The organism is Telluria sp. LT1R51-2 (assembly GCF_059685775.1).
The window spans coordinates 3887916-3911879 of the sequence record NZ_JCASIM010000001.1; the positions used below are offsets into that span (position 1 = coordinate 3887916).

20 protein-coding genes are annotated in these 23964 nt (G+C 64.5%); 7 read left to right on the top strand and 13 right to left on the bottom strand.

The features are described 5' to 3' along the window. A complete protein-coding gene (gene msrA, locus AC56LH_RS17155; protein WP_499648010.1) occupies positions 1-543 on the bottom strand; it encodes a peptide-methionine (S)-S-oxide reductase MsrA in 543 nt (180 codons plus the stop codon). A 156-nt stretch (positions 544-699) separates the two neighbouring features. Between msrA and AC56LH_RS17160 the strand changes: the two genes are divergently transcribed. Further along, entirely contained in the window at positions 700-1212 is a 513-nt protein-coding gene (locus AC56LH_RS17160; RefSeq protein ID WP_258835791.1) for a flavin reductase family protein, read from the top strand. Positions 1213-1304: 92 nt separating this feature from the next. Then, positions 1305-2498, top strand: a complete 1194-nt coding sequence (locus tag AC56LH_RS17165; RefSeq protein WP_499648012.1) for an acyl-CoA dehydrogenase — start codon at positions 1305-1307, stop codon at positions 2496-2498. Positions 2499-2535: 37 nt separating this feature from the next. Here AC56LH_RS17165 and AC56LH_RS17170 read toward each other — a convergent pair whose 3' ends face one another. Beyond that, positions 2536-3414, bottom strand: coding sequence for a LysR family transcriptional regulator (locus AC56LH_RS17170; RefSeq protein WP_499648014.1), 879 nt, complete (start codon positions 3412-3414; stop codon positions 2536-2538). 111 nt (positions 3415-3525) lie between these two features. On the opposite strand from AC56LH_RS17170, the gene AC56LH_RS17175 reads away from it, so the two are divergent. From AC56LH_RS17175 to AC56LH_RS17190, 4 genes are all read left to right on the top strand, one after another. Further along, the gene (locus AC56LH_RS17175; RefSeq protein WP_499648016.1) at positions 3526-4485 is read left to right on the top strand and encodes a 3-hydroxyacyl-CoA dehydrogenase family protein; all 960 of its coding nucleotides are present in this window, start codon (positions 3526-3528) and stop codon (positions 4483-4485) included. 2 nt (positions 4486-4487) lie between these two features. Next, on the top strand, positions 4488-5180 hold the full coding sequence (locus AC56LH_RS17180) for an aspartate/glutamate racemase family protein (RefSeq protein ID WP_499648018.1): 693 nt from the start codon (positions 4488-4490) through the stop codon (positions 5178-5180). 52 nt (positions 5181-5232) lie between these two features. After that, positions 5233-6198, top strand: coding sequence for a Bug family tripartite tricarboxylate transporter substrate binding protein (locus tag AC56LH_RS17185; protein ID WP_499648020.1), 966 nt, complete (start codon positions 5233-5235; stop codon positions 6196-6198). Between the two features lie 89 nt (positions 6199-6287). After that, positions 6288-8252 (top strand): phosphatase PAP2 family protein, encoded by a 1965-nt coding sequence (locus tag AC56LH_RS17190; RefSeq protein ID WP_499648022.1) that lies wholly within the window; start codon positions 6288-6290, stop codon positions 8250-8252. 81 nt (positions 8253-8333) lie between these two features. On the opposite strand, the gene AC56LH_RS17195 is transcribed toward AC56LH_RS17190, so the two are convergent. Together AC56LH_RS17195 and AC56LH_RS17200 are read right to left on the bottom strand one after the other, a co-directional pair. Beyond that, positions 8334-8681, bottom strand: coding sequence for a hypothetical protein (locus AC56LH_RS17195; RefSeq protein ID WP_499648024.1), 348 nt, complete (start codon positions 8679-8681; stop codon positions 8334-8336). A gap of 245 nt (positions 8682-8926) precedes the next feature. After that, on the bottom strand, positions 8927-11203 hold the full coding sequence (locus tag AC56LH_RS17200; RefSeq protein ID WP_499648026.1) for a DOMON domain-containing protein: 2277 nt from the start codon (positions 11201-11203) through the stop codon (positions 8927-8929). Positions 11204-11763: 560 nt separating this feature from the next. Here AC56LH_RS17200 and AC56LH_RS17205 point away from each other — a divergent pair. After that, positions 11764-13863 carry a putative bifunctional diguanylate cyclase/phosphodiesterase gene (locus tag AC56LH_RS17205; RefSeq protein WP_499648028.1) on the top strand — a complete coding sequence of 700 codons (2100 nt, stop codon included), beginning with the start codon at positions 11764-11766 and terminating at the stop codon, positions 13861-13863. A gap of 48 nt (positions 13864-13911) precedes the next feature. Here AC56LH_RS17205 and AC56LH_RS17210 read toward each other — a convergent pair whose 3' ends face one another. From AC56LH_RS17210 to AC56LH_RS17250, 9 genes are all read right to left on the bottom strand, one after another. Then, positions 13912-14595 carry an OmpW/AlkL family protein gene (locus AC56LH_RS17210; protein ID WP_499648030.1) on the bottom strand — a complete coding sequence of 228 codons (684 nt, stop codon included), beginning with the start codon at positions 14593-14595 and terminating at the stop codon, positions 13912-13914. A gap of 69 nt (positions 14596-14664) precedes the next feature. After that, positions 14665-16026 (bottom strand): SGNH/GDSL hydrolase family protein, encoded by a 1362-nt coding sequence (locus AC56LH_RS17215; RefSeq protein WP_499648032.1) that lies wholly within the window; start codon positions 16024-16026, stop codon positions 14665-14667. A 260-nt stretch (positions 16027-16286) separates the two neighbouring features. After that, positions 16287-17318, bottom strand: coding sequence for an L-threonylcarbamoyladenylate synthase (locus tag AC56LH_RS17220; RefSeq protein WP_499648034.1), 1032 nt, complete (start codon positions 17316-17318; stop codon positions 16287-16289). Positions 17319-17320: 2 nt separating this feature from the next. Next, positions 17321-18520 (bottom strand): 5-(carboxyamino)imidazole ribonucleotide synthase, encoded by a 1200-nt coding sequence (locus tag AC56LH_RS17225; RefSeq protein WP_499648036.1) that lies wholly within the window; start codon positions 18518-18520, stop codon positions 17321-17323. Positions 18521-18524: 4 nt separating this feature from the next. Then, positions 18525-19022 carry a 5-(carboxyamino)imidazole ribonucleotide mutase gene (purE, locus tag AC56LH_RS17230; RefSeq protein ID WP_332532801.1) on the bottom strand — a complete coding sequence of 166 codons (498 nt, stop codon included), beginning with the start codon at positions 19020-19022 and terminating at the stop codon, positions 18525-18527. Between the two features lie 3 nt (positions 19023-19025). Beyond that, entirely contained in the window at positions 19026-19922 is an 897-nt protein-coding gene (locus AC56LH_RS17235) for a phosphoribosylaminoimidazolesuccinocarboxamide synthase (RefSeq protein WP_499648038.1), read from the bottom strand. A gap of 149 nt (positions 19923-20071) precedes the next feature. After that, entirely contained in the window at positions 20072-21136 is a 1065-nt protein-coding gene (fba, locus tag AC56LH_RS17240) for a class II fructose-bisphosphate aldolase (protein WP_183556144.1), read from the bottom strand. Positions 21137-21245: 109 nt separating this feature from the next. Beyond that, positions 21246-22694 (bottom strand): pyruvate kinase, encoded by a 1449-nt coding sequence (pyk, locus tag AC56LH_RS17245; RefSeq protein WP_499648040.1) that lies wholly within the window; start codon positions 22692-22694, stop codon positions 21246-21248. Positions 22695-22747: 53 nt separating this feature from the next. Then, the gene (locus AC56LH_RS17250) at positions 22748-23962 is read right to left on the bottom strand and encodes a phosphoglycerate kinase (RefSeq protein WP_499648041.1); all 1215 of its coding nucleotides are present in this window, start codon (positions 23960-23962) and stop codon (positions 22748-22750) included. Positions 23963-23964 lie beyond the last annotated feature (2 nt).

Here is a 23964-nt window from a genome sequence, read left to right on the forward strand (position 1 = left end):
TTATGCCTTGAGGCGGTCGCTGAAGGTCGCGCGGAACTTGCCGACCTTTGGCGCCACCACGAACGCGCAATAACCCTGCAGCGGGTGTTGCGCAAAGTAATTCTGGTGATAGTCCTCGGCCTTGAACCAGGTTTCCTGTGGCAACACTTGCGTCACCAGCGGCGCATCCCACACCATGGCCATCTCGGCCATCACGGTGCGCGCGACGGCGTCCTGCTCGGGCGACGTCGTAAAGATCACCGACCGGTATTGCGTGCCAACGTCATTGCCCTGACGATTCAATGTCGTCGGATCGTGGATCGTGAAAAAAATCTCGAGAATGTCGTGGTAGCTGATCACCGATGGATCGAATTCCAGGCGCACGACTTCGGCGTGGCCGGTGGTGCCGTTGCAGACGGCCTCGTAGCTTGGATGGTCATCGTGCCCGCCCATATAACCCGACTCCACGCGCGTAACGCCGCGTGCTTCGAGAAACACCGCCTCGATACACCAGAAGCAGCCGCCCCCGAGGATGGCCACGTCGCTTGCTGTTTGCTCACTCATGATGGACCTTGTGTTCTTAAAATTTCGATAACCTTAATGTAGCGCAAAGCCCGGCTTCCCGCATTTGTTGACCCGCTGACGATACAGGCGGACAGCATGGACCGGCAAGCTTGGACAGGACGGTGGCATAATGAGCGTCACAGTTCCAGGAACACCATGAATACACTTTCTGCCCGCGCCACTACGCGCGGCTTCGATACCACGCATTTCCGCCAGGCGCTGTCGCAGTTTGCGACCGGCGTCACCGTCATTACCACACGCCTGGCCGACGGCACCTTCCGCGGCCTGACGGCCAGCTCGTTCAACTCGGTCTCGCTCGATCCGCCGCTGGTGCTGTGGAGCCTGGGTGCCGGCGCGAACAGCATGCCGATCTTCAGCGGCAACTCGCACTACGTGATCAATGTGCTGTCCGCCGGCCAGGAAGACCTGGCGATGCGCTTTGCGCGCCGTGGCGAGAACCCGTTCGAGGGCGTCGACTACGAGCTGTCGCGCACCGGCCTGCCGATCCTCAAGGGCGTGTCGGCCTGGTTCGAATGTCATAACCGCAGCCGTTACCCGGAAGGCGATCACGTCATCTTCGTCGGCGAGGTCGAAGAATGCCAGTTGCAGCCGCAGCCGGCGCTGATCTTCCACGGCGGCAAGTTCGGCAGCACCGCCAGTCAAAAATGAAAATGCCTGTCGCAGTTTGAAAAGATCGGGCTGCGCCACGTTTCTATAATGGTCAGGTAACTTCTAACCAGAATTCAGAGACAGGATTTCCGATGACCCGTACCGACTCGCCCAAGAAAGCCGCTTTTCACTGGGATGACCCGCTGCTGCTGAACAGCCAGCTGACCGACGAAGAGCGCATGGTGCGCGACGCCAGCGCCGCCTATTGCCAGGACAAGCTGCGCCCGCGCGTGCTCGAAGCGTTTCGCAACGAGTCGATGGATGTCTCGATCTTCCGCGAAATGGGCGAACTGGGCCTGCTCGGTCCGACCATTCCCGAAGAATACGGCGGCCCCGCAATGGGGTACGTCGCCTATGGCCTGATCGCACGTGAAGTCGAGCGCGTCGATTCCGGCTACCGCTCGATGATGAGCGTGCAGTCGTCGCTCGTCATGGTGCCGATCTTCGAATTCGGCAACGAAGCCACCAAACAGAAATACCTGCCAAAGCTGGCCACCGGCGAATGGATCGGCTGCTTCGGCCTGACCGAACCGAACCACGGCTCCGACCCTGGGTCGATGATTTCGCGCGCCCGCAAGGTCGAGGGCGGCTATAGCCTGTCCGGCGCCAAGATGTGGATCACCAACTCGCCCGTGGCCGATGTGTTCGTCGTGTGGGCCAAGGACGACGAAGGCGCGATCCGCGGCTTCGTACTCGAAAAGGGCTGGAAAGGTTTGTCGGCCCCGGCGATTCACGGCAAGTTCGGCCTGCGCGCGTCGGTCACCGGCGAAATCGTCATGGACAATGTGTTCTGCCCGGAAGAAAACGCGTTCCCCGACGTGCGCGGCCTGAAAGGTCCGTTCACCTGCCTGAACTCGGCCCGCTACGGCATCGCCTGGGGCGCACTGGGTGCAGCAGAAGACTGCTGGCACACGGCGCGCCAGTACACGATGGACCGTCAGCAATTCGGCAAGCCGCTCGCGGCGAACCAGCTGGTGCAAAAGAAGCTGGCCGACATGCAGACCGAAATCACGCTCGGCCTGCAGGGCTGCCTGCGCCTGGGCCGCATGAAGGACGAAGGCACGGCGGCGCCGGAAATCACGTCGATCATGAAGCGCAATTCGTGCGGCAAGTCGCTCGACATCGCCCGCATCGCGCGCGATATGCTGGGCGGTAACGGCATTTCAGATGAGTTCGGCATCATCCGCCACATGGTCAACCTCGAGGTCGTCAACACCTACGAGGGCACGCACGATATCCACGCGCTGATCCTCGGCCGTGCCCAGACCGGCATCGCCGCGTTCTGATCAGGTAGCCCCCACGGCGCGGCAATCGCTGCGCCGTTCAAGAACCATCCGCAATCTGCGCCTGCAACAGGTCCAGCATCGCCTGCGCGGCGGGCGTGAGCGCGCCTTCGCTGCGCCGGACCACGCCGATCGAACGGCGGATGACAGGATCGACCAGCTCGCGCCGCACCAGCCCGGCGCTGCCAATGACATCGGCCGCCAGGCTCGGCAGGGCCGCCACACCCAGCTCCTCGACCACCATGGCGCCGATCGTGGCCAGGTGATCGACTTCAAACGCCGGATAAAAATTGATCCCGGCCTGCAGCGCGGCCGCGTCCACGTATTGCCGTACGCTGGTGTGGCGTGACATCGAAATATGCGGGTAAGGCAGCGTCTCGGGCAGGCGGATCGGGCTGCTGTCGCGGCCCAGCAGATGCCCCGGCGCGGCCAGCAACACGAACTCGTCGGTTGTCAGCGGGATGTATTCCAGATCCTGGTAGGCCGGATTGGCGGCAGTGATGGCGAAATCGACGCGGCCCTGGCGCACCAGCTCGAACGCCGGTTCGGACAGCGTGTCGGCCAGCGACAGCGCGATGTCGGGATGGCGCGCATGAAAGACACGGAACAGGCGCGGCACGAGGCGCGCTGCCAGCGACGGCATCGCGGCCAATGCCACCCGGCCCCGGTGCAGCGCCGTCACGTCGCGTACCGCCGCAGCCGAGCGCTCGATATCGGCGAGCAATTGCTGGGCGTGCAGGACCAGCACTTCGCCGGCGGCACTCAGGGCCACCGAGCGCGTGGTACGCGAAAACAGGCGACTCCCGAAGCCCTCCTCCAGACGACCGATGAGTGTCGACAACGCCGACTGCGACAGGCAGACCTGCTGCGCCGCCTTGCTGAAGCTGAGCGTGTCCGCTAGCGCAAGAAAGGCACGCAACTCACGCGCGGATAGATTTATTTCCATAATCGATAAGTTTATAGAAAAAATGCATTTCTCAGATAATTTGATAAAGCGCAAACTAAGTTCATTCTCTTTTCGAAAATGATCATGGAAAACTCGACACTTCCCAAGCCTGCGCAAGCGCTGGCCCTCGTCGCAGGCGGTGGCACAATGGGCGCCGACGTCGCCATCGTGCTGGCGCGTGCGGGCTGCCGCGCGATCGTGCTCGAACCTGGCGCCACGCGCCGCGACGCGCTCGATACCTACTTTGGCGATACCCTGCGCAAGCTGGGGCTGGAACACAAGCGCGAGCGCATCACGACCTGCGCCAGCCTCGACGAACTCGACTGGCAGGCAATCGACCTGGTCATCGAGTGCATCCCGGAAAAGCTGGCGCTCAAGCAGGCACTGTTTGCCGAGCTGGTCCAGCGCGCGCGCCCCGATACTCTGCTGTGCAGCAACAGCTCGAGCTTTCCCATCTCGGCCATCGGCGAACACCTGGAAACGACCGGGCGCATGCTGGGCCTGCACTTCTTCATGCCGGCGCATCTGGTGCCGCTGGTCGAGGTCGTGCTCGGCGCGAACTCATCAAGCGAGCTGGCCGAGTCGTTGATGACCTTCATGCGTGCCTGCGGCATGGTGCCGGTGCTGGTCCGCAAGGACCTGCCGGGTTTCCTGGCCAATCGCCTGCAGCATGCCCTGGCGCGCGAAGCGTTTGCGCTGATCGACGCCGGCATCGCAACGGCCGAGGATGTCGACGCTGCGGTGCGCTTCGGCTTCGGCTTTCGCTTTCTTGCGGCCGGCCCGGTGCTGCAGCGCGACCATGCCGGCATTGACGTGCACTACCCGGCAGCGACCACCATGTACCCGTCGCTGGCGGCCAACACCACGCCGGCCCGGGTGCTGGCGCAGCGCTACGACGCCGGCCATTACGGGATGAAAACGGGCGAAGGTTTTTATCGCTGGACGCCGGACACCATTGCCGCCGAGCGCGCGCGTTACGATGGCCTGTTGATGGCCGGCTTGCGCCTGCTGGCGCCCGAACTGCCACGGATCGAGGAACAATGACCATGTCTGCCCTCTCTTCAGCGGCTGCCCGCCCGGCGCCGCGCATCGCCCTGATCCACGCCCTGAGCCATTCGGTCGAGCCGATCAATGCTTTCATGGCAGAACAATGGCCCGAAGCCACGCGCATGAACCTGCTGGACGATTCGCTGTCAGCCGACCTGGCCCGGTCAAGCCGTGGCCTGGACGCTGCGATGCACAAACGCTTTGCCGATCTGGCGGAGTATGCGCTTGGCAGCGGGGCCGAGGCCATCCTGTTTACCTGTTCAGCCTTCGGTCCGTGCATCGAAGCGGTGGCGCAGCGCTATCCGCACATTCCCGTGCTCAAGCCGAACCAGGCCATGATTGCCGATGCCGAGGCCGGTCAGGCGGCCGGCCCGGTGGGCCTGATCGCGACATTCGGCCCGACGCTGGCCTCGATGCCACCTGAGTTTCCGGCGCGCGTGGCACTGCGCTGCGCGCTGGCCGAAGGTGCGCTCGATGCGCTCAACCGGGGCGATGTCGAACTGCATGACGAGCTGATCGCCGACAGCGCACGGCGGCTGATCGACGACGGCTGCGCGACGATCGCACTGGCCCAATTCAGCATGGCGCGCGCGCATGACGCCTGTGTCCGTGCCGCAGGTGCGCCGGTGCTGACCACGGTGCACAGCGCCGTGCATGAACTGAAACGGCGCCTGGCGCAGCAGACGTCCTGAACGACAACGTACCACCCCACCAAAACAAAACAAGACAAACCGGAGACAAAGCATGCTCAAGAAGGTACTTCTCGCAACGCTGTTCATGACCCAGGCGCTTGTCGCCGGCGCCGCCGACGTGTATCCGTCCAAGCCAATTCGCTTCGTTGTGCCCTACCCGCCAGGCGGGCCGACCGACGCGATGGCGCGCCTGATCCAGGGGCCGCTGCAGGCGAAGTTCAAGGTCCCCGTCATCATCGACAACCGGGGCGGCGCCGGCGGCAATATCGGCACGGGCATGGTGGCCAAGTCGGCGCCGGACGGCTACACGATCCTGCTGGCGGCCAGCGGGCCGATGGCGGTGAACAAGACGCTGTACAAATCGATCCCGTTCGACCCGGACAAGGATTTCGCCCCGGTGATCCAGATCTCGGCGTTCCCGCTGGTGCTCGAAGTGCACCCGTCGGTCACGGTCAAGAACGTCAAGCAGTTCATTGCCATGGCAAAGGAGCAGCCCGAGATGCTGAGCTTTGCCTCGGCCGGCAACGGCACCCCGCAGCACCTGGCGGGCGAACTGTTCAACACTGCGGTGGGTACCAGGCTGCAGCACGTTCCGTACAAGGGCGCTGGCCCGGCGCTGAACGATGTGCTCGGCGGGCACGTCAAGGTGATGTTCGACATCCTCGGCAGCTCGGTCCAGTACATCAAGACAGGCAAGCTGCATCCGATTGCCGTGACGACGGCCACGCGCGTTCCGAGCTTGCCGGACGTGCCGACGCTGGCCGAGTCGGGCCTGAGCGGTTACAACTTTACGGGGTGGCACGGCATCGTGGCGCCGGCCGCCACGCCCAAGCCGGTGGTGATGCGCCTGAACCAGGCGCTCAACGAAATCTTTGTCGACCCGGCCTTCCGCAAGAAATGGGAAGAGCTGGGCACGCCGGTCGTCGGCGGCACGCCGGAAGCGTTTGGCACCCTGATGCGCACCGAATCGGTCAAGCTGGGCAAAGTGGTCAAGGACGCCGGTGTGACGGTCGATTGATGCAGTGCGGGGCGTGGGCGTCATCATGACGTCACACGCACTTCTTATCATCCCTTCAATTTTCGCCTCACCACCATTGAAGGGTTCACATGCATCAGGTCGTTCTCCGCCGTCTTCCGCTTGCCGTCGCCATCGGCGCCGCACTGGCCCTGTCCGCCTGCGGTGGTTCCGACCACCATGACGACGCCGCCGCTGCCGATGTCGCCATCGTCATCCCGGCCGCGCCAGCCGACCAGGGCGCGGCCGACACTGCGCCGGTGCCATCGGTCCTGGCTTTTGTCGACACCGCCGCCACCAACCAGCGCGGCGATGCCCGCTACGCCACGCTGGCCACGAACGCCGGCGTGCGCGTGCTGGGCGGCATGCTCGCCATCTGGAAGCCGGTAACCGAACTGGTCGATGCAGGTCAGACGGCCCCGGCCGTCGACGGCTTCCCGGCCGTGGCCGCATCGACCTGGACCGGCGTGCCGAACGACGGCACGAATGGCGGCACGATCATCAACGCCGCCGTGCACAATGCCAACATCGATTACGTGGTCAAAGCCACCGCCAGCCGCACCTCGGAGCAGGCGCTGCTGGCGTATCTGGACGACCGGCGCGGCAAGGGCTACAGCGTCACCGGCGGCATGGGCCCGCTGACCGATGCGTGGCGCAGCGCCTCGCGCGCGACCACCACCATCAACGACATGCCGGCGGATGCCACCAAGGTCAAGTACGAAGACGGCGGCAACAACAACGGCGTCGGCGGCGCCGCCAATGCCGAGTTCGGCAAGGTCGTCGACCTGGTCAATGCGATGGGCGGCAACGGTTCGACCGAGCCGGCCAAGCGCTTCTACAAATACGCGCGCCCTTACCGCTGGAGCAGCGCGGTACAGGTCGTGCCGCAACTCGAACCGGCCAAGAGCGCAACGCCAAACACCGACGGCGGCTTCACCAGCGGCCACTCGGCCGAGGCCGTGCGCAACGCCGTCGCGATGGCCTACGTGCTGCCGGAGCGCTACCAGGAACTGGTCGGCCGTGGTCTCGAACTGGGCGAGAGCCGCATCCTGGCCGGCATGCACTCGCCACTGGACGTGATCAGCGGCCGCGTGCAGGCGCAAGCCGTCGCCGCCGCCAACCTGATCGCCGCCGGTGCCACCACGCGCGCTGCAGCCCGCGAGCAGGCCCAGACCACCTTGATGAAGCTGACCGGCACCACTGCCAGCACCTTCCCGAGCTACGCGATCTCGGGCACGCCGGCGAACGACCGCTTCGCCGACTACGCTGCCAGCCGCGCCAATTACCTGCGCCGCCTGACCTTCGGCCTGCCGCTGATCGGCTCGACCACCGCGCCGGCCGTCGTGCCGAAAGGCGCCGAAGTGCTGCTGGAAACGCGCCTGCCGTACCTGACCGACGCACAGCGCCGCGTGGTGCTGAAAACCACCGCGATCGGTTCCGGCTATCCGGTCCTGGACGATGCTGAAGGCTGGGGCCGCCTGAATCTGTTTGCTGCGGCCGAAGGTTATGCCGTCTTTAACGGCAACGTCGTGCTGAACATGGACGCGAGCAAAGGTGGCTTCAACGCAGCAGACCGCTGGCGCAACGACATCACCGGCAGCGGCAAGCTGGTCAAGCAAGGCACGGGTATGTTGAAACTGGGCGGCAAGAATGCCTGGACCGGCGGCACGCAAGTGGACGCGGGCAGCCTCGAAGCGCTGTCGACGACCGCGTTCGGCACGGGTGACGTGTATGTCGCCGGCGGCGGCACCGTGATCAGCAACGCACCGGCCACGCTGGTCGTGGGCGGCAAGTACACGCAGCTGACCGGCGCAGCGCTTGAACTGCGCCTGGGCGCGGCCCAGGGCGGGCGCCTGAGCATCACGGGCGCGGCCACCATCGGCGGCGGCACGCTGCGCATCAAGTTCCAGGACGGCGTCAAGCCAGCCGTGGGCGACACGCTCACCGTCATCAGCGCGGCAAGCCTGAAGGGCAAGTTCGAGACCATCACGGTCGACGGCTTTACCGTGACGCCGACCTACACCGACACCGGCCTGCAACTGCGCCTGGGTTCGTAAGCGCAGCGCAGGTTCTGCGAAAATGGGGCCGGGTTCGATGACGAACCCGGCCCCATTGTGTTGCCACATTGCTGCCGCAGCTTATTCGTCGAACTCTTCGGCCAGATTCTTCCAGCCGCGGCTCTTGGCAAACGCGGAAAATTCTTCCGGCGCCTCGAGCACGATCAGACGGCTCTCTTGCAGGCCCGGGTCGCTGTGGCCAAAGTCAGGCCCCACATACCCGAGCGTACGCAGGCGCTCGACGAGTTGGCGCACCAGAACGGTGTCCTTGTAGGCATCCGGTTCGAGCTTGGCAGCAAACTCCACGTACACATCGATGATCCCGTAACCCTCGTCGAAAATGCGGATCTCTTTGACGTCGAGGGTACGGCCGTTGCTGTCCTTGGCCTGGAAGGCGCCGGACAGTTCAATATCGGTATCAGTAGTCATGGTGAAAGCATAGCACCGAGCCGCAGGTTGCGTAGCGCACGCCAACATCGCAAAACAAAAGCGGGGGTCAGGTCTGACATTCGGACACGGCCTCTGCACTGGCGTCTATCTTTCGATTTCCCAAAAGCGACAATTCCGAACGGATCATTTAATCCCGCCCTCGAATTTCAAGGCGATCCTTCAGTCAAGCAACTAAGGTTGAGGTCGTGTCCGAATGTCAGACCTGACCCCGGCTTTGATGGCGGTTACACTTCCCATTGCAGCTTGAAGGTCAGCGACCTGCTGCGCTCGTCCACCAGCGGCAGCTTGTCATCCACGATTCCCAGCGACACCGTGCGGCCGTGCCGCCACTGGTAGCGGTACAGCAGCGAGCGGTGTATCTGGCGGTCGTTCCATGCTTCGAGCTGCGTCACGCCGTCGTCGCGGCGTGCGGCCCAGGTGTTCTGCGCCAGCAGCCGCACCGAATCGCGCGGACTGAAATGGACGATGGCCAGCGCGCGCCAGGCCGTGTCGGAAAATGCCGGCTGGCCCAGCGTGCCCTGCACCCAGGCGCGATTGACGTGGTTGTCGAGCTCGAGGGACCAGCCGCGCGGCAAGGGAAAGCGCAGGCCGACGTCCAGGATCACGTTCCCGCCCGGCCCAACGCGGTCGGCATCGGCGTCCAGCTGGCGGCCCAGCGCCGCTTCCAGTGCGATCTTCGAAATCCATGGCGCGGGCGTCGTCTCGATGCCGACATTGATGACGCGCGTATCGTGCAGGCGCCCAAGGGGCCGTGCGCGCTGGCGGTCAAAGCCCAGCTCGCCCCACACGCCCGTGCGCCGGGTCGCGGCCAGCCAGACGCCGGGACGCAGCTTGCGCTCGACCGCTTCGCCGCCGGCCTGACCCGTCACCCGATCGGCCAGCGTGCGCATCTCGTGCAGCACCAGGTAGGTCTCGAATTCGTACAGCGCGATCCCGCCGAACGACTGCGGTCCCAGGATGCGGTTGATCGAGCCGGTGGCGCGGGCGATGCCCGCTTGTGGCACGAAGCCGTTATCGTTGACGAAACCGGGCGCGATCGCTTCGACCTCGGCTTCGTACCACCAGCGTTCGGTCTTGTGCAGGGACTTGCCCCACAGGTAGCCGCCCGAGCGCCCTGCCACCCGCGCCGGCACATCCTCGTCGACAAAGCCCGCGGTCGTGCGCGACACCATCGCCACGCCGGACAGTTGCTGCTGCTCGCCATCCGCCCCTTCGCCGCGCCACTGGGCATCGATGCCGACGACGTCGTTGCCGCCGAAACGGTGGTAGTCGCGCTGCGAGGCAAATGCGCCCAGCAACAAGCCCTCCCCGTGCCAGCGTGCGCGCACCAGGCTCGCGACCGTCCGCTTGGTCTGCCCGTATTCCAGCGTTTCGTACGGCTTGCCGCGCAGGATCAGGCCGCCCGGCTCGTCGCGCAGGCTCATCGCCGTGGCGTCGGCCTGCGCCCCGCGCCAGGTCGCGCGCAGGCCGTATTCGGGATCGTTCACGGTGCGCGAATAAAAGGCTGGCAGGCTCAAGCCGAGCACGTCCGCGCTCTCCAGAAAGAACCCGCGCTTCTCGGGCAGCGACAGTGCAATATTGCCGGCGCCCTGCGACACCGGCTCGTCGATCTCGACCTGCGAGTAATCGGGATTGATGGTGGCATTGAAGACCCAGTCGGCGCGCGGACGGCCATTGATTTCCAGGCCCAGTTCAGCCTGACTGCCGCGCGTGCGCATCCCCGGCATGACAGCGCGTTCACTGCGCACCGTCAGTTCGGGCCGCAGCTCCAGGAAGCTGCGGTCGCGCACCGCTGCCACGGTGGCCTCCATGCCGTCGATCTCCTGCAGAAAACTGAGATGGCTGAGCGCGTCGATCCGCCATGGCGCCGTCACCAGCAGCATGCCGTCGGCATGCGGGATGCTGCGCTCGACCATCAGGCGCCAGTTACGGCCATCGGCGTACGGAAAGCGCAGGCTCGACAGCGGCCAGCGCACTTCCATGCTGTAGCCGTCAGGCAGGATGGTCACGGCCGTCTCGACCGGGAAATCCGGCCCCAGATCGGATTCGTCATCCTCGGCGCGGTGGATGCCGTCGCTGACCACGCCGGTGGTGTTGATGCGCACGAACTGGGCATTGCGGCCATGGCCGGCCGGGTCGATCCAGATACCGATGAAATCCTGGTCAACACCGACCTTGTCGCGCCGCGCCAGCAGGCCCCGGCGCAGATGCGGCGCGTCATCCCAGGCGCGGATACCGAACACCAGCGCGCCGTCGTCCACCAGCACTTGCACGCTGGTCTTCAAGGCACCGGGCGCAGCCGTGCCGTCGCGCGGCTGGTGCTTGTGGAAGTCCTGGTAGACGGGCGCGCCGCGCCATGCGGGGTCATCCAGGGCGCCGTCGATCACGGGCGTGTCGCCCGCCGCGATGCGCAGCGCGCGCAGGCCGGCACCATGCGCATCGCACGCATGCAGGGCAGCACAAAGCAACAGGCCGATACAGGCAAACGAGGCGGGAGACATGCGCGGCACCGTAAAAATGAGCCGCTCAGTCTAGCACGCAGCTTGCTAAAGAGAACACATTTCGGGCATAACCTCCCCGTTCTGACCGGCCGCTGGCACTGGTCAATTGTGACACCCAAAACCGGGGTCAAAGCCGGCGAAGCCGGGGTCAGGTCTGACATTTGGACACGGCCTCTGCACTGGCGTCTATTTTTTCGCTTTCCTGAGAAAGAAAATTCCGGGAGGATCGTTTAACGCTGCCACGAATCTCAACATGATCCTTCAGTCAAGCGACTAAGGTTGAGGTCGTGTCCGAATGTCAGACCTGACCCCAGCTTTTGAGCACGCAGCTTTTCAAAGAGAACACTTTTCGGGCATGGCATCCCCGCTCTGACTGGCCGCCGGCACCGCCCAATTGTGACAACTTGCTAATGCCACGTCACCTTGCGTGGCATACGGGATGCATCTGATGACGATTCGTCTTCTCACTCGTACTTGGGACTTGCTACCGGCCCGATTTGCGCTACCATCGAATGCATGTTGCATGGCCTGTACAGGCCGGCGCGATTCACGGCAGAGGCATGATGAGCTTGACGCAACCCGCATCCGATTCGTCCGCATCCACTCGCAGCGATGCCTTGTCGCTTGACCTGCTGCTGAGTAACTTGCCGGGCGCAGCGTACCGCTGTCGCAATGACAGCGAGTGGAGCATGGTGTTCATCAGTGACGGCATCGAAAAAGTGACCGGCTACTCGGCGGCGGCGTTCACCACCCAGCCGGGTCTGTCGTTTGCCAGCATCATCCTGCCGGAAGACCGCGACCAGATGCATGCGGCCGTGGCGATCGCCCTGGCCCAGAACCAGCCCTTCCAGGTCACGTACCGGATCCGCACTGCTGACGGCCGCATCCGGTGGATCTGGGAACAAGGGGCCCTGAACCGGCAGGCCGGGATGCTCGAAGGATTCCTGGCCGATTTCACACGGGTCAAGCATGCCGATCTCGTCATGCTCGAACAGGCGTCGTTCCTGCAGCAGGCGCGCGACGCGATCATTGCGATGGACATGACCTCGCGCATCAGCTACTGGAACCATGGCGCCGAGCGCCTGTACGGCTGGCGCGCGCAAGAGGCGATGGGCAAGCGCTTTTGCGAGCTGCTGTGCGACGAACAGGCACACTACGAAACCGCCTTGGCGCACACGCTGGCCGATGGCGAATGGTCGGGCGAACTGGCCCACGTGCGGCGCGATGGCTCGAAGGTCGACACCGACACCCGCTGGACCTTGCTGGCGCCCGATGCCGTGCCGGGCGCATGCCAGAAGATCCTGGTGATCGGCACCGACATCAGCGAGCGCAAATCCAGCGAAGCGAAGATCTTCCGGCTGGCATTCTTCGACCACCTCACCGACCTGCCCAACCGCGCCAACCTGCTCGACCAGCTGCGCCGCGCGCTGGTCGGCAGCGCCCGCAGCGGCAAGTGCGGTGCGCTGATGTTCTGCGACCTCGACAACTTCAAGTACCTCAACGACAGCCAGGGGCACGCCGCCGGCGACCTGCTGCTACAGGCCGTGGCGCGTCGCCTCGAAGGCTGCGTGCGCGAAACCGACATGGTGGCGCGCCTGGGCGGCGACGAGTTCGTGGTGCTGATCCGGCCCGTCGACGAGTCGCGCGCGGTGGCCGCGGCGCAGGCCGAGACCGTCGCCAAAAAGGTGGTGGCGGCGCTGGCGGCGCCGTTCCAGCTGGGCGAACTGCATTACACGCTGTCGGTCAGTGTCGGCGTGGTCACGCTGTGCGGCCTGCAAGACACGGTGGAATCGACCTTGCGTCAGGCCGACGCCGCGATGTACCAGGCCAAGGCCGCCGGGCGCAACACGTTTCGCTTTCACGACCCGGCCGCGCAGGCCGCATGGCTCGCGCGCGCCGAACTCGAAAGCGGCTTGCGCCGCGCGCTGCAACGCCATGAATTCGTGCTGCACTACCAGCCGCAGCTCGACCGCTCGGGGCACGTGATCGGCGCCGAAGCACTGCTGCGCTGGCGCCAGCCCGATGGCAAGGTCCTGCTGCCGCCCGACTTCATCCGCATCGCCGAAGAAAGCGGCCTCATCATCGAGATCGGCGCCTGGGTCATGCGCACCGCCTGCCGCGAGCTGGCGCGCTGGCAGCGCCATCCCGATACCGCAGGGCTAACGCTGTCGGTCAACGTCAGCGCGCGCCAGTTCACCGAACCGGATTTCGTCGCGCTGCTGGAGGCCATTTTTGCCGAAACCGGCGTGCAGCCGTCAGGACTCAGGCTCGAGCTGACCGAAAGCCTGGTGGTGACCGATTTCGCGCTGGCCGCGCAGACGATGGGCGCACTCAAACAGCAGGGTCTCTCGTTTTCACTGGACGACTTCGGCACCGGTTACTCGTCGCTGGCCTACCTGCGCAAGCTGCCGCTCGATCAGCTCAAGATCGACCGCTCGTTCATGCGCGACGTGCTCACCGACCAGAACGACGCCTCGATCGTGCGCTCGATCATCGCGCTGGGCGAGAGCCTGGGGCTGGAAGTCATGGCCGAAGGTGTCGAAACAGCGGGGCAGCGCCAGTTTCTGGCCGATGCGGGATGCCACCTCTACCAGGGCTTCCTGTACCAGCAGGCCGTCAGTGGCGAGACATTCACGCAGTACGTGACAGGCCCGCATTAAAAAAAAGCCCGCACGCGGCGGGCTTTCATCAACCGGCTTGCGCCGTGCTTAAAACTTGTAACCCACCGCCAGCACGATCGCCACCGGATCCAGTTTCATGAACTGGGTCTGGCCGGTCGAGAAATGCACGTCGGTGCGCAGGCGCGTCTTGATGACCGTCGCGTCGGCGAACCAGCGCTCGTCGAAGTTCATCGCGATACCGACTTGCGCGCTGTAGGTCAGCTTGTTGTCGATCTTGAAGGTGGTCGGCACATCGCTGCCCGGATTGGTAATCGAGGTCAGCTTGCCATTACCGCGTTCCTTCATGAAGTACGCGTAGGTCGGGCCCACACCAATGAACGGACGGAAGGCCGCGGTCGGCGCGAAGAAACGGTACTGGAAGAACGCGGTCGGCGGCAGCGCCTCGACCGTGCCCACCGAACCCACGCCGTCGATCGCGCCCGCACCGTAGATCTGGTGCTTGTACGGCGTGCCGAGGGCACCCTCGACCGACAGGTTGTCGGTGAAGCTGTACGACAGGATGACCACTGGCTGCATGTCGTTGCCGACGTCGGCCTTGGTGCCTGGCAGTGCAGGCGCGCTGATGTCACCGCTTTCGACTTTCGGCATCAGGCGGTTGAAACCGACCTTGGCGGTGATCTGGCCGGCCGATTGGGCCGATGCGCCGGTGGCGAACGCCAGTGCGGCAGCGACACCCGCAACCTTGGCGATACTGCTAAAACGAACTTTCATGACTTCTCCTGATAGATGTGTGAGGGCCCGCCGCCAGGGCAGGCCCGCCGCTCGTTGCTGAGAACCTGCTTACAGCCAGCCCTTGATAGCCATGTCCTTGAAGACGTAGCGGGCGATAAGGTCGTTCTCGAACGGGGTCGGATGGATCCCGTCGGCGAACATGTAGCGGCTCACATCACCTGCCACCGTGTTGTTGGCGGTGCAGATCAGCGAGGTCCCACCCAGCGCGTTGTTGGCGCACGCCGGGGTGCTGGTGTTGGTCAAGCCATACGGGCCAGGATTTTTCACCTGGTCGTTGCTGACCGAGTACAGATCGGAGTACAGCACGCGCGCATCGTCGGCGCCCAGGCCGGCCTTGAGCTGCGTGTTGAAAGCATTGACCATCGCGGCGACCAGCGACTGGATCGCAGCCGGACGCGATTTCGCGGTCGGCGTGCTGGCCACGTCAGGCAGGTTGGCAACGATCACGTACTTCGCGCCCTTGGCCAGCAGTTCGGTTTTGACCAGGCCAGCCATCTGCGCACCGGCGGTGCCCAGCGCTGTCACCATCGCCGTAGCGTTCGCGGTAGCGTAAGCGCCGGCGGCGGTGTTGCCAGCAGCGGTGCCGTCTGCTTGCGCGGCGGTCACGAGCGGACCGTACACGGCAGGTGCGGCAACCGCCGAATTGCCCGGCTGGGTAGCGGCAGCGCGCACGGCGGCAGCGACCAGCGTTGCATCGGTCTTGCCTGGACGGGCATTCTCGGTAGCGATCGCGGCCAGGATTGCCTGGGTAGCCGTTTGCGGGTTGGTGGCGGTGGCGCCGAGGCGGGTGGCCAGAGCGACGGCGAAGGCTTGCGCGCCGGCGGCGGTGCCGGCGTTGGTCACGGCTGCCAGTTGCATCAGCACGTCATTGCCGCCCGACAGGACCGTCACGAGCTCGGTGCCGGTGAACTTGTTGCCAGACCGGGCCAGGTGGTTGGCGATCTGGGTGACCATCGGGGTGGTCATTTCGCCGATCGGCGAGCCGGTCGCGGCATTGCCCGGGCCGATCGGATTGATCACGCGCGAGCCGCCCTGGGCGTAGTTGAAGCAATTCGGATTGTTGACAATTGGAACCGAGAAGCCGAGCGATGCGTCACCTTGCAGGCCGGTCTGGGCAGCGCATGGCGCCGGCAGTTTGAGCTGGGCAGCCATGAAGTCGAGCCAGATCTTGCCGTTCAGGTCTTCGCTCTTGGCGGTGCTGTCACCATTGATGGTGAACTTGCCGCCACCGGCCGCTGCCACGGCGCCGACACGGTAGGTGCCGACATCCGACAGGCTGTCGCCGAACGAGACCTGCTTGGTGAACGTGACCTTGGTCGCCTGGTCGCCGCCCGCCGGGCTCGTGCCGCCGCCGCACGCGGACAGCAACGCTGCCGTCAGCACGGCCAGCGCAAAATTGGTTTGACGCATTGTGTCTCCTGAGTTTAATTTTTTCTAAACGAACGCTCGTGCTATTCGCCGCTTCATTACTATGCCAGCGTTCATTACCCATGTATAGCAAAATCCATTGCTTCAATGGTTGTTGCAATTCGTACCTATCAGATGCGATGGGTCTGGCTGTTGGGGTCGGATTATAACCAGCCTTTACTCGGCAGAAAGTGGGGAATTTGTAACGGGGGCCGCTAACAGGCGGGGCACTGATGCCCCGTCAATCGATCCGGTGATGTAAATCAAACGTTTGGTTGAACGTTGAGCAAACCGTGGACGATGCCCGTCGATCCATGCGCGGCGCGGCGCAGGCGATCGTTGACGCCCAGCCACTCACCCTGCTGGGGCGGTGACTCGACCAGGATGACGTCGGCGCCCTGCCCGTCCATCGCGCGCAGCGCGGCGTACAGTGCGTGGGCAAAGCCGGCAGGCCGCGGCGGCAGGCGCTGCGCGGCGTGGGTTTCCGGCATGGTGCTCACGTGAATCAGCGCGACCTTGCGCCCGGCTGCGTGCAACTGTTCGATCGTCTCGAGCAGCATCGCGCGCGCCTGCATCGCCACCGGCGTGTGCGGCGCGTAATGCGATTCGAGCGTGCCCGAGGCGCGCGGCGCCGCCGCATCGGCTGCGGCCGGCAAGCGGTCGATCACGGCCGCGATCGCCTCGGCGCTGATGTGGCCTGGGCGCAGCAGCACCGGGCCAAGTGTGTCCAGGCGCGACAGGTCGACGATGGTCGATTCGATGCCGACCTGTGACGGGCCGCCATCGAGCACCATCGCCACCGTGTCGTCCATCGCGAATTCGTCGACGACGTGATCAGCCAGCGTCGGGCTGACATGCCCGAACTTGTTGGCCGACGGCGCGGCGATGCCGCCCTTGCCGCCCTTGAATGCACGCAGCAGCGCCAGCGCCACCGGGTGCGCCGGGCAGCGCAGGCCGACCGTGTCCTGGCCGCCGCTGACGGCGTCGGGAATGTTCGGCGCGCGTTTCAGGATCATCGTCAGCGGGCCGGGCCAGAAGGCCGCGGCCAGCGCGCCGGCTTCTGGCGGGATGTCGCAGGCCCAGTAAGTGAGCGGGGCTTCCGGCGCCAGGTGCACGATCACGGGATGGTCTTGCGGCCGGCCCTTGGCGGCGTAGATGGCGGCCACGGCGGCCGGGTTCTCGGCGTCGGCGCCCAGGCCGTACACGGTCTCGGTCGGAAACGCGACCAGCTCGCCCGCTTCGAGCAGGCGGGCGGCGGTGTCGATGACCGACTGGTCGATCTGCAGGTCGGTCATGGTTATGCGGCGATGCCGAGGATGGCGCAGACGGCGCGCAGACTGGCCTGCGCTTCGCCCAGGGTCGGCGCGACGAAGGTCACGTGGCCCATCTTGCGGGCGCGGCGCGGATCGTCCTTGCCGTACAGGTGCAGGTTGGCGCCCGGCAGCGCCAGCACGCGGTCCCAGGCCGGTTCGCGCGTGTTGTCAGTGTCACCGTCAAACCAGACGTCGCCCAGGATGTTGAGCATGACGCTCGGCGAATGCTGGCGCACGTCGCCCAGCGGCAAACGCGCCATTGCGCGCACCTGCTGCGCGAACTGGCTCGTGATGCACGCGTCAATCGTGTAGTGGCCACTGTTGTGCGGGCGCGGGGCCATCTCGTTGACGACCAGCGTGCCGTCGGCCAGCACGAAGAACTCGATGCACAGCACGCCGACGTAACCCAGCTGGTCAACGATCGCGCGCGCCGCATCCTGCGCCTGGCGCGCGCATGCCGGCGACACATTCGGGCCCGGTACGGTGGTGGTAAACAGGATGCCGTCGCGATGCACGTTTTCGGCGATCGGGTACACGACCGAGGCGCCATCAATGCCGCGCGCGGTCAGCACCGACACTTCATAGGCCAGCGGCAGCATCTTTTCGAGCATGCAGGTCACGCCGTCCATGTCGTCAAACGCCGCGCGCACATCGTCGCGCGTGCGCACGCGCACCTGGCCCTTGCCGTCGTAACCCATGCGCACGGTTTTCAGGATACCCGGCAGCAGGTCGTCACCGATGGCATCGATGTCGGCGTGCGAGGCGATCGTCTTGTGCGGCGCCGGCATCACCTTCGACGTAGGCGCGCACTCGACAAAGAAACGCTTTTCGGCGATGCGGTCCTGGGCGATCGACACGCACGATGCGCCCGGTGCGACAAAGCTGCCTTCGGCCAGCAGTTGCAGGCTGTCGGCCGGCACGTTCTCGAACTCGGTCGTCACGGCGGCGCACAGCGCGCGCAGTTCGGCCAGCGCCGCCGCATCGTCGTATGTGCCTTCGATGGTGCGATCGGCAACCTGCCCGGCCGGGCAGTCGGCGCTCGGTTCGAGCACGGCAACCTGGTAGCCCATGCTTTGCGCGGCATGCGCGAACATGCGGCCAAGCTGGCCGCCGCCCATCACCCCGAGCCAGGTGGACGGATCGGCCGATGGAAGAATTGGAGAAGTCTGCTGCGCTTGGGTCATCGGATCAAACAGGTAAGGTCATGGCCTGGGCGGCGGCGGTCTGGTCGCGGCGGAACTGCTCCAGTTTGTCGGCCAGCGCCTCGTCATTGGCAGCAAGGATCGCCACGGCGGTCAGCGCTGCGTTGGCGGCGCCTGCTTCACCGATGGCGAACGTCGCCACCGGCACGCCTTTGGGCATCTGCACGATCGACAGCAGCGAGTCTTCGCCACGCAGGTACTTCGATGGCACGGGCACGCCCAGCACCGGCACGATGGTCTTGGCGGCCACCATGCCAGGCAGGTGCGCCGCGCCACCAGCGCCGGCGATGATCGCGCGCAGGCCGCGCGCGCGGGCTGTCTCGGCGTAGGTGAACATTTCGTCCGGCATGCGGTGCGCCGAAATCACCGACGCTTCGAACGGCACGCCGAACTGCTTCAGGATCGCGACCGCGTTCTGCATCACGTCCCAGTCGGACGACGAGCCCATGATGACGCCGACGAGCGGCTTGGATTGCTCGGTCATCGCTTATGCCTTCAGCTTTTCGCCGGTCAGGCGTTCGATGGCCTCGAAGTACTTGGCCTGGGTTTTGTCGATGACCTCTTGCGGCAGGCTTGGCGCCGGTGCGGTCTTTGGCCACTCGGTCAGCGTTTCGAGATAGTCGCGCACGAACTGCTTGTCGAACGACGGCGGCGACATGCCCGGCGCGTACGAGTCGGCTGGCCAGAAACGCGACGAATCGGCGGTCAGCACTTCGTCCATCAGGTGCAGCACGTTGTTGTCGTCCAGGCCGAATTCGAACTTGGTGTCGGCGATGATGATGCCGCGCGTGGCCGCGTATTCGGCAGCGGTGGTGTAGAGCTTGATGCTGATGTCGCGCATTTGGGCAGCCAGCTCGGCGCCGATTTTTTCTTCCATCTGGGCGAACGAGATGTTTTCGTCGTGCTCGCCGAGGTCGGCCTTGGCAGCCGGCGTGAAGATCGGCTCCGGCAGCTTTTCAGCCTGCTGAAGACCGGCTGGCAGCGCGATGCCGCAGATGGCGCCGCTTTGCTGATAATCCTTCCAGCCCGAACCGATGATGTAGCCGCGCACGACGGCTTCGACCATGATCGGTTTCAGGCGCTTGGCCACGACCGCGCGGCCCGTCACCTGCTCGACCTCGTTTGGCGCGACCACGCTTTCCGGCGCGACGCCGGTCAGGTGGTTCGGCACGATGTGGCCGAGCTTCTCGAACCAGAAATCGCTCATCTGGTTCAGTACCTTGCCCTTGCCGGGAATCGGCTCGTTCATGACCACGTCGAAGGCCGACAGGCGGTCGGTGGTGACGATCAGGATCTTGTCGTCGCCAACGGCGTAGTTATCGCGCACCTTGCCGTGACCGAGCAGTGGCAGGGACTGAATGGAGGATTGGTAGAGGCTGTTCATAGATGGGGTATCAGGAAAGCGGAACCGGCGGAACGGGCCGCCGGTTGTGAAAGTCAGGCGGTAAAGCCTGGTCAATGCGATATTTTACGTCAATTTGCGACGCGGGCGATCGAACCCGGGGATGGCGGCGTTACCGCCATCCGTGCGGTTTATTGAACGATCTGCGACAGCTCGCCCGCCTTGTAGCGCTCGGCCATCTTGTCCAGCGGGATCGGCTTGATCTTGTCGGCCTGGCCTTCGCAGCCGAACGACAGGAAGCGCGCCTTGCACACGTCCATTGCCGCTTCGCGCGCCGGCTTCAGGTAGTCGCGTGGATCGAACTTCGACGGATTCTGGAACATGTACTTGCGAATCGCTGCCGTCATCGCCAGGCGAATGTCGGTGTCAATGTTGATCTTGCGAACACCGTGCTTGATGCCTTCTTGAATCTCTTCGACCGGCACGCCGTACGTTTCTTTCATGTCACCGCCGAATTCGCGGATGATTGCCAGCAGCTCCTGCGGCACCGACGACGAACCGTGCATCACCAGGTGGGTGTTCGGGATGCGTGCGTGAATCTCTTTGATGCGGTCGATTGCCAGGATGTCGCCGGTTGGCTTGCGCGTGAACTTGTATGCGCCGTGCGAGGTGCCGATGGCGATGGCCAGCGCGTCGCACTGGGTGCGCTTGACGAAGTCGGCGGCCTGGTCGACGTCGGTCAGCAGCTGCTCGCGGGTCATGGCGCCGTCGGCGCCGTGGCCGTCTTCCTTGTCGCCCATCATCGTTTCGAGCGAACCGAGCACGCCCAGTTCGGCCTCGACGGTCACGCCGATCGAGTGCGCAAACTTGACGACTTCTTGCGAGACAGCGACGTTGTATTCATAGCTGGCGACGCTCTTGCCATCGGCTTCGAGCGAACCGTCCATCATCACCGACGAGAAACCCGAACGGATCGCGGCCATGCAGACTGCCGGCGACTGGCCGTGATCCTGGTGCATGACGACCGGGATGTGCGGGTACGCTTCGACCGCAGCGTCGATCAGGTGACGCAGGAACGCTTCGCCCGCGTACTTGCGCGCGCCGGCCGAGGCCTGCATGATCACCGGGCTGTTGACAGCGTCGGCGGCAGCCATGATGGCCTGCACCTGTTCGAGGTTGTTGACGTTAAATGCCGGCAGGCCGTAGCCGTTTTCGGCGGCGTGGTCCAGCAACTGACGCAGTGATACGAGTGCCATGGTAGTACTCCAAACAATAAAGAAACTTGTCGGGAAGTGGCGCGCGCCGAGCGCAGCATGCCGAACTGCCGGCATGCCGTGAACGCATCAGGCGCGGCGCCCCATCCCGTTAATCATATTCGCCCACACGCACGATCTTGAGCGCATTGGTGCCGCCGGCCTCGCCCATTGGCGAACCCCACGTCACCACGATCAGGTCGCCCTTGCGCACGTAGCCTTCGTTCATCAACAGCTCTTCGGCCTTGCGCAGCACGGCGTGGCTGCCGCCTTCCTGCTCCAGGTGGAAGGCGCGCACGTTGCGGTACAGCGAAGCCTTGCGCTCGGTGGTCTTGAGCGGGGTCAGCGCCAGGATCGGCGTGTCGATGCTGTGACGGCTCATCCACAACGCGGTCGAGCCCGATTCGGTCAGCGCCACGATCGCCTTCACGCGCAGGTGGTGCGCGGTAAACAGCGTACCGTATGCAATGGTCTGGTCGATGCGGGTGAACTGTTTGTTGAGGAAGTCGACGTCGACCTTGTTGTATTCGGACATCTCGGCTTCGAGGCAGACCGCCGCCATCATTTCGACGGTTTCGATCGGGTACTTGCCCGATGCGGTCTCGGCCGAGGTCATGACAGCGTCGGTGCCATCCAGCACGGCGTTGGCGACGTCCGACACTTCGGCGCGGGTCGGCACGGCGTTGACGATCATCGACTCCATCATCTGGGTCGCGGTGATGGCCAGCTTGTTCGAATCGCGCGCCATGCGGATCATGCGCTTTTGCAGCGCCGGCACGGCAGCGTTACCGACTTCGACGGCCAGATCGCCACGGGCGACCATGATGCCGTCCGACGCATCCAGGATCTCCTGCAGCAGCGGAATCGCTTCGGCGCGTTCGATCTTGGCGATCATCATCGGCTTGTGGCCGTATGGCTCGCCGGCGATATTGGCCAGCTGGCGCGCCATTTCCATGTCGGTCGCGCTTTTCGGGAACGAAATGGCCAGGTAGTCGGCCTGGAAGCTCATCGCGGTCTTGATGTCTTCCATGTCCTTCGACGTCAGGGCCGGCGCGGTCAAGCCGCCGCCCTGGCGGTTGATGCCCTTGTTGTTCGACAGCTCGCCGCCGACCTTGACGGTGGTGCAGATTTCGTGACCGGCGACGCGGTCGACGATCAGCACGATCAGGCCGTCATTCAGCAGCAGCCTGTCGCCTGGCTTGACGTCGCGCGGCAGCGCCTTGTAATCCAGGCCCACGCGCTCCTGGTTACCCAGTTCGCCGTTCTCGCCCCACTTGGCGTCCAGGATGAACCGGTCGCCATTGGTCAGGAAAATCTTGCCTTCTTCAAACTTGCCGACGCGGATCTTCGGACCCTGCATGTCGGCCATGATGGCCACTTCACGGCCGCACTCGGCGGCGGCGCGGCGTACCAAGGTGGCCCGGTCGATATGATCCTGGGCCTTCCCGTGCGAAAAATTCAGGCGTACGACGTCGACGCCGGCGCGGATCATTTTGACGAGAATATCGAAGTCGGTCGATGCTGGGCCGATGGTTGCGACGATCTTGGTGCCACGGTACATGAAGTGTCCTTGTAAAAAACAAAGCGCAGCCACAGGCTGCGCTAGGGTCTCATTTATGCTGCAGACTGCGCGCTGCGTTGCAGCAGGATATCCACCGCCGGCAGCGTTTTTCCTTCGAGGAATTCCAGGAAGGCGCCACCACCGGTCGAAATGTAGCCGATCTGGTCGGCGATCTTGTATTTTGCAATCGCGGCCAGGGTGTCGCCGCCACCGGCGATCGAGAAGCCCTTGGAACCGGCGATGGCCAGCGCCAGGGTCTTGGTGCCCTCGGCAAACTGGTCGAATTCGAATACGCCAACCGGACCGTTCCAGACGATCGTGCCAGCCGTGGCGACCTGCTCTGCCAGCATGGCGGCGGTCTGCGGGCCGATGTCGAGGATCATGTCGTCGTCTTGCACGTCCGCCACCAGCTTGACGGTAGCGACGGCCGTTGGCGCGAATTCCTTGGCGCACACGACGTCGACCGGAATCGGCACTTGCGCGCCGCGCGCGGCCATCTTGTCGATGATCGCCTTGGCTTCGTTCACCAGGTCGTTTTCAACGAGCGATTTGCCGATGTTCAGGCCGACGGCCTTCATGAACGTGTTGGCAATGCCGCCGCCGACGATCAGGTTGTCGACCTTGTCGGCCAGGCTTTGCAGGATCGTGAGCTTGCTCGAGACTTTCGAGCCGGCGACAATCGCCAGCAGCGGACGCTGCGGCTGGCCGAGGGCCTTGCCCAGCGCGTCGAGTTCAGCGGCCAGCAGCGGACCTGCTGCGACGATCGGTGCGAACTTGGCGATGCCGTGCGTGGTGGCTTCAGCGCGGTGCGCAGTGCCGAACGCGTCATTGACGTACACATCGCACAGCTTGGCCATTTTCTGGGCCAGTTCGTCGTTGTTTTTCTTTTCGCCCGCATTCACGCGGCAGTTTTCCAGCAGCACGACCGAACCCGGCGCGACATCCACGCCGTCGACCCAGTTTTGCTTGAGTTCGACCGGCTGGCCGAGCAGCTCGGACAAGCGCGCGGCGACCGGCGCCAGGCTGTCTTCCGGCTTGAAGGCGCCTTCGGTCGGCCGACCCAGATGCGACGTCACCATCACTGCCGCGCCCGCCTTGATGGCGGCCTGGATCGCCGGCACCGAAGCGCGAATGCGCGTGTCTTCAGTGATGTTGCCGGCGTCATCTTGTGGCACATTCAGGTCGGCGCGAATGAAGACGCGCTTGCCCTGCAGGGCGTTCTGATCGATCAGGTCTTGCAAACGGGTGAAACGGCGGGAAGCGTCCATTG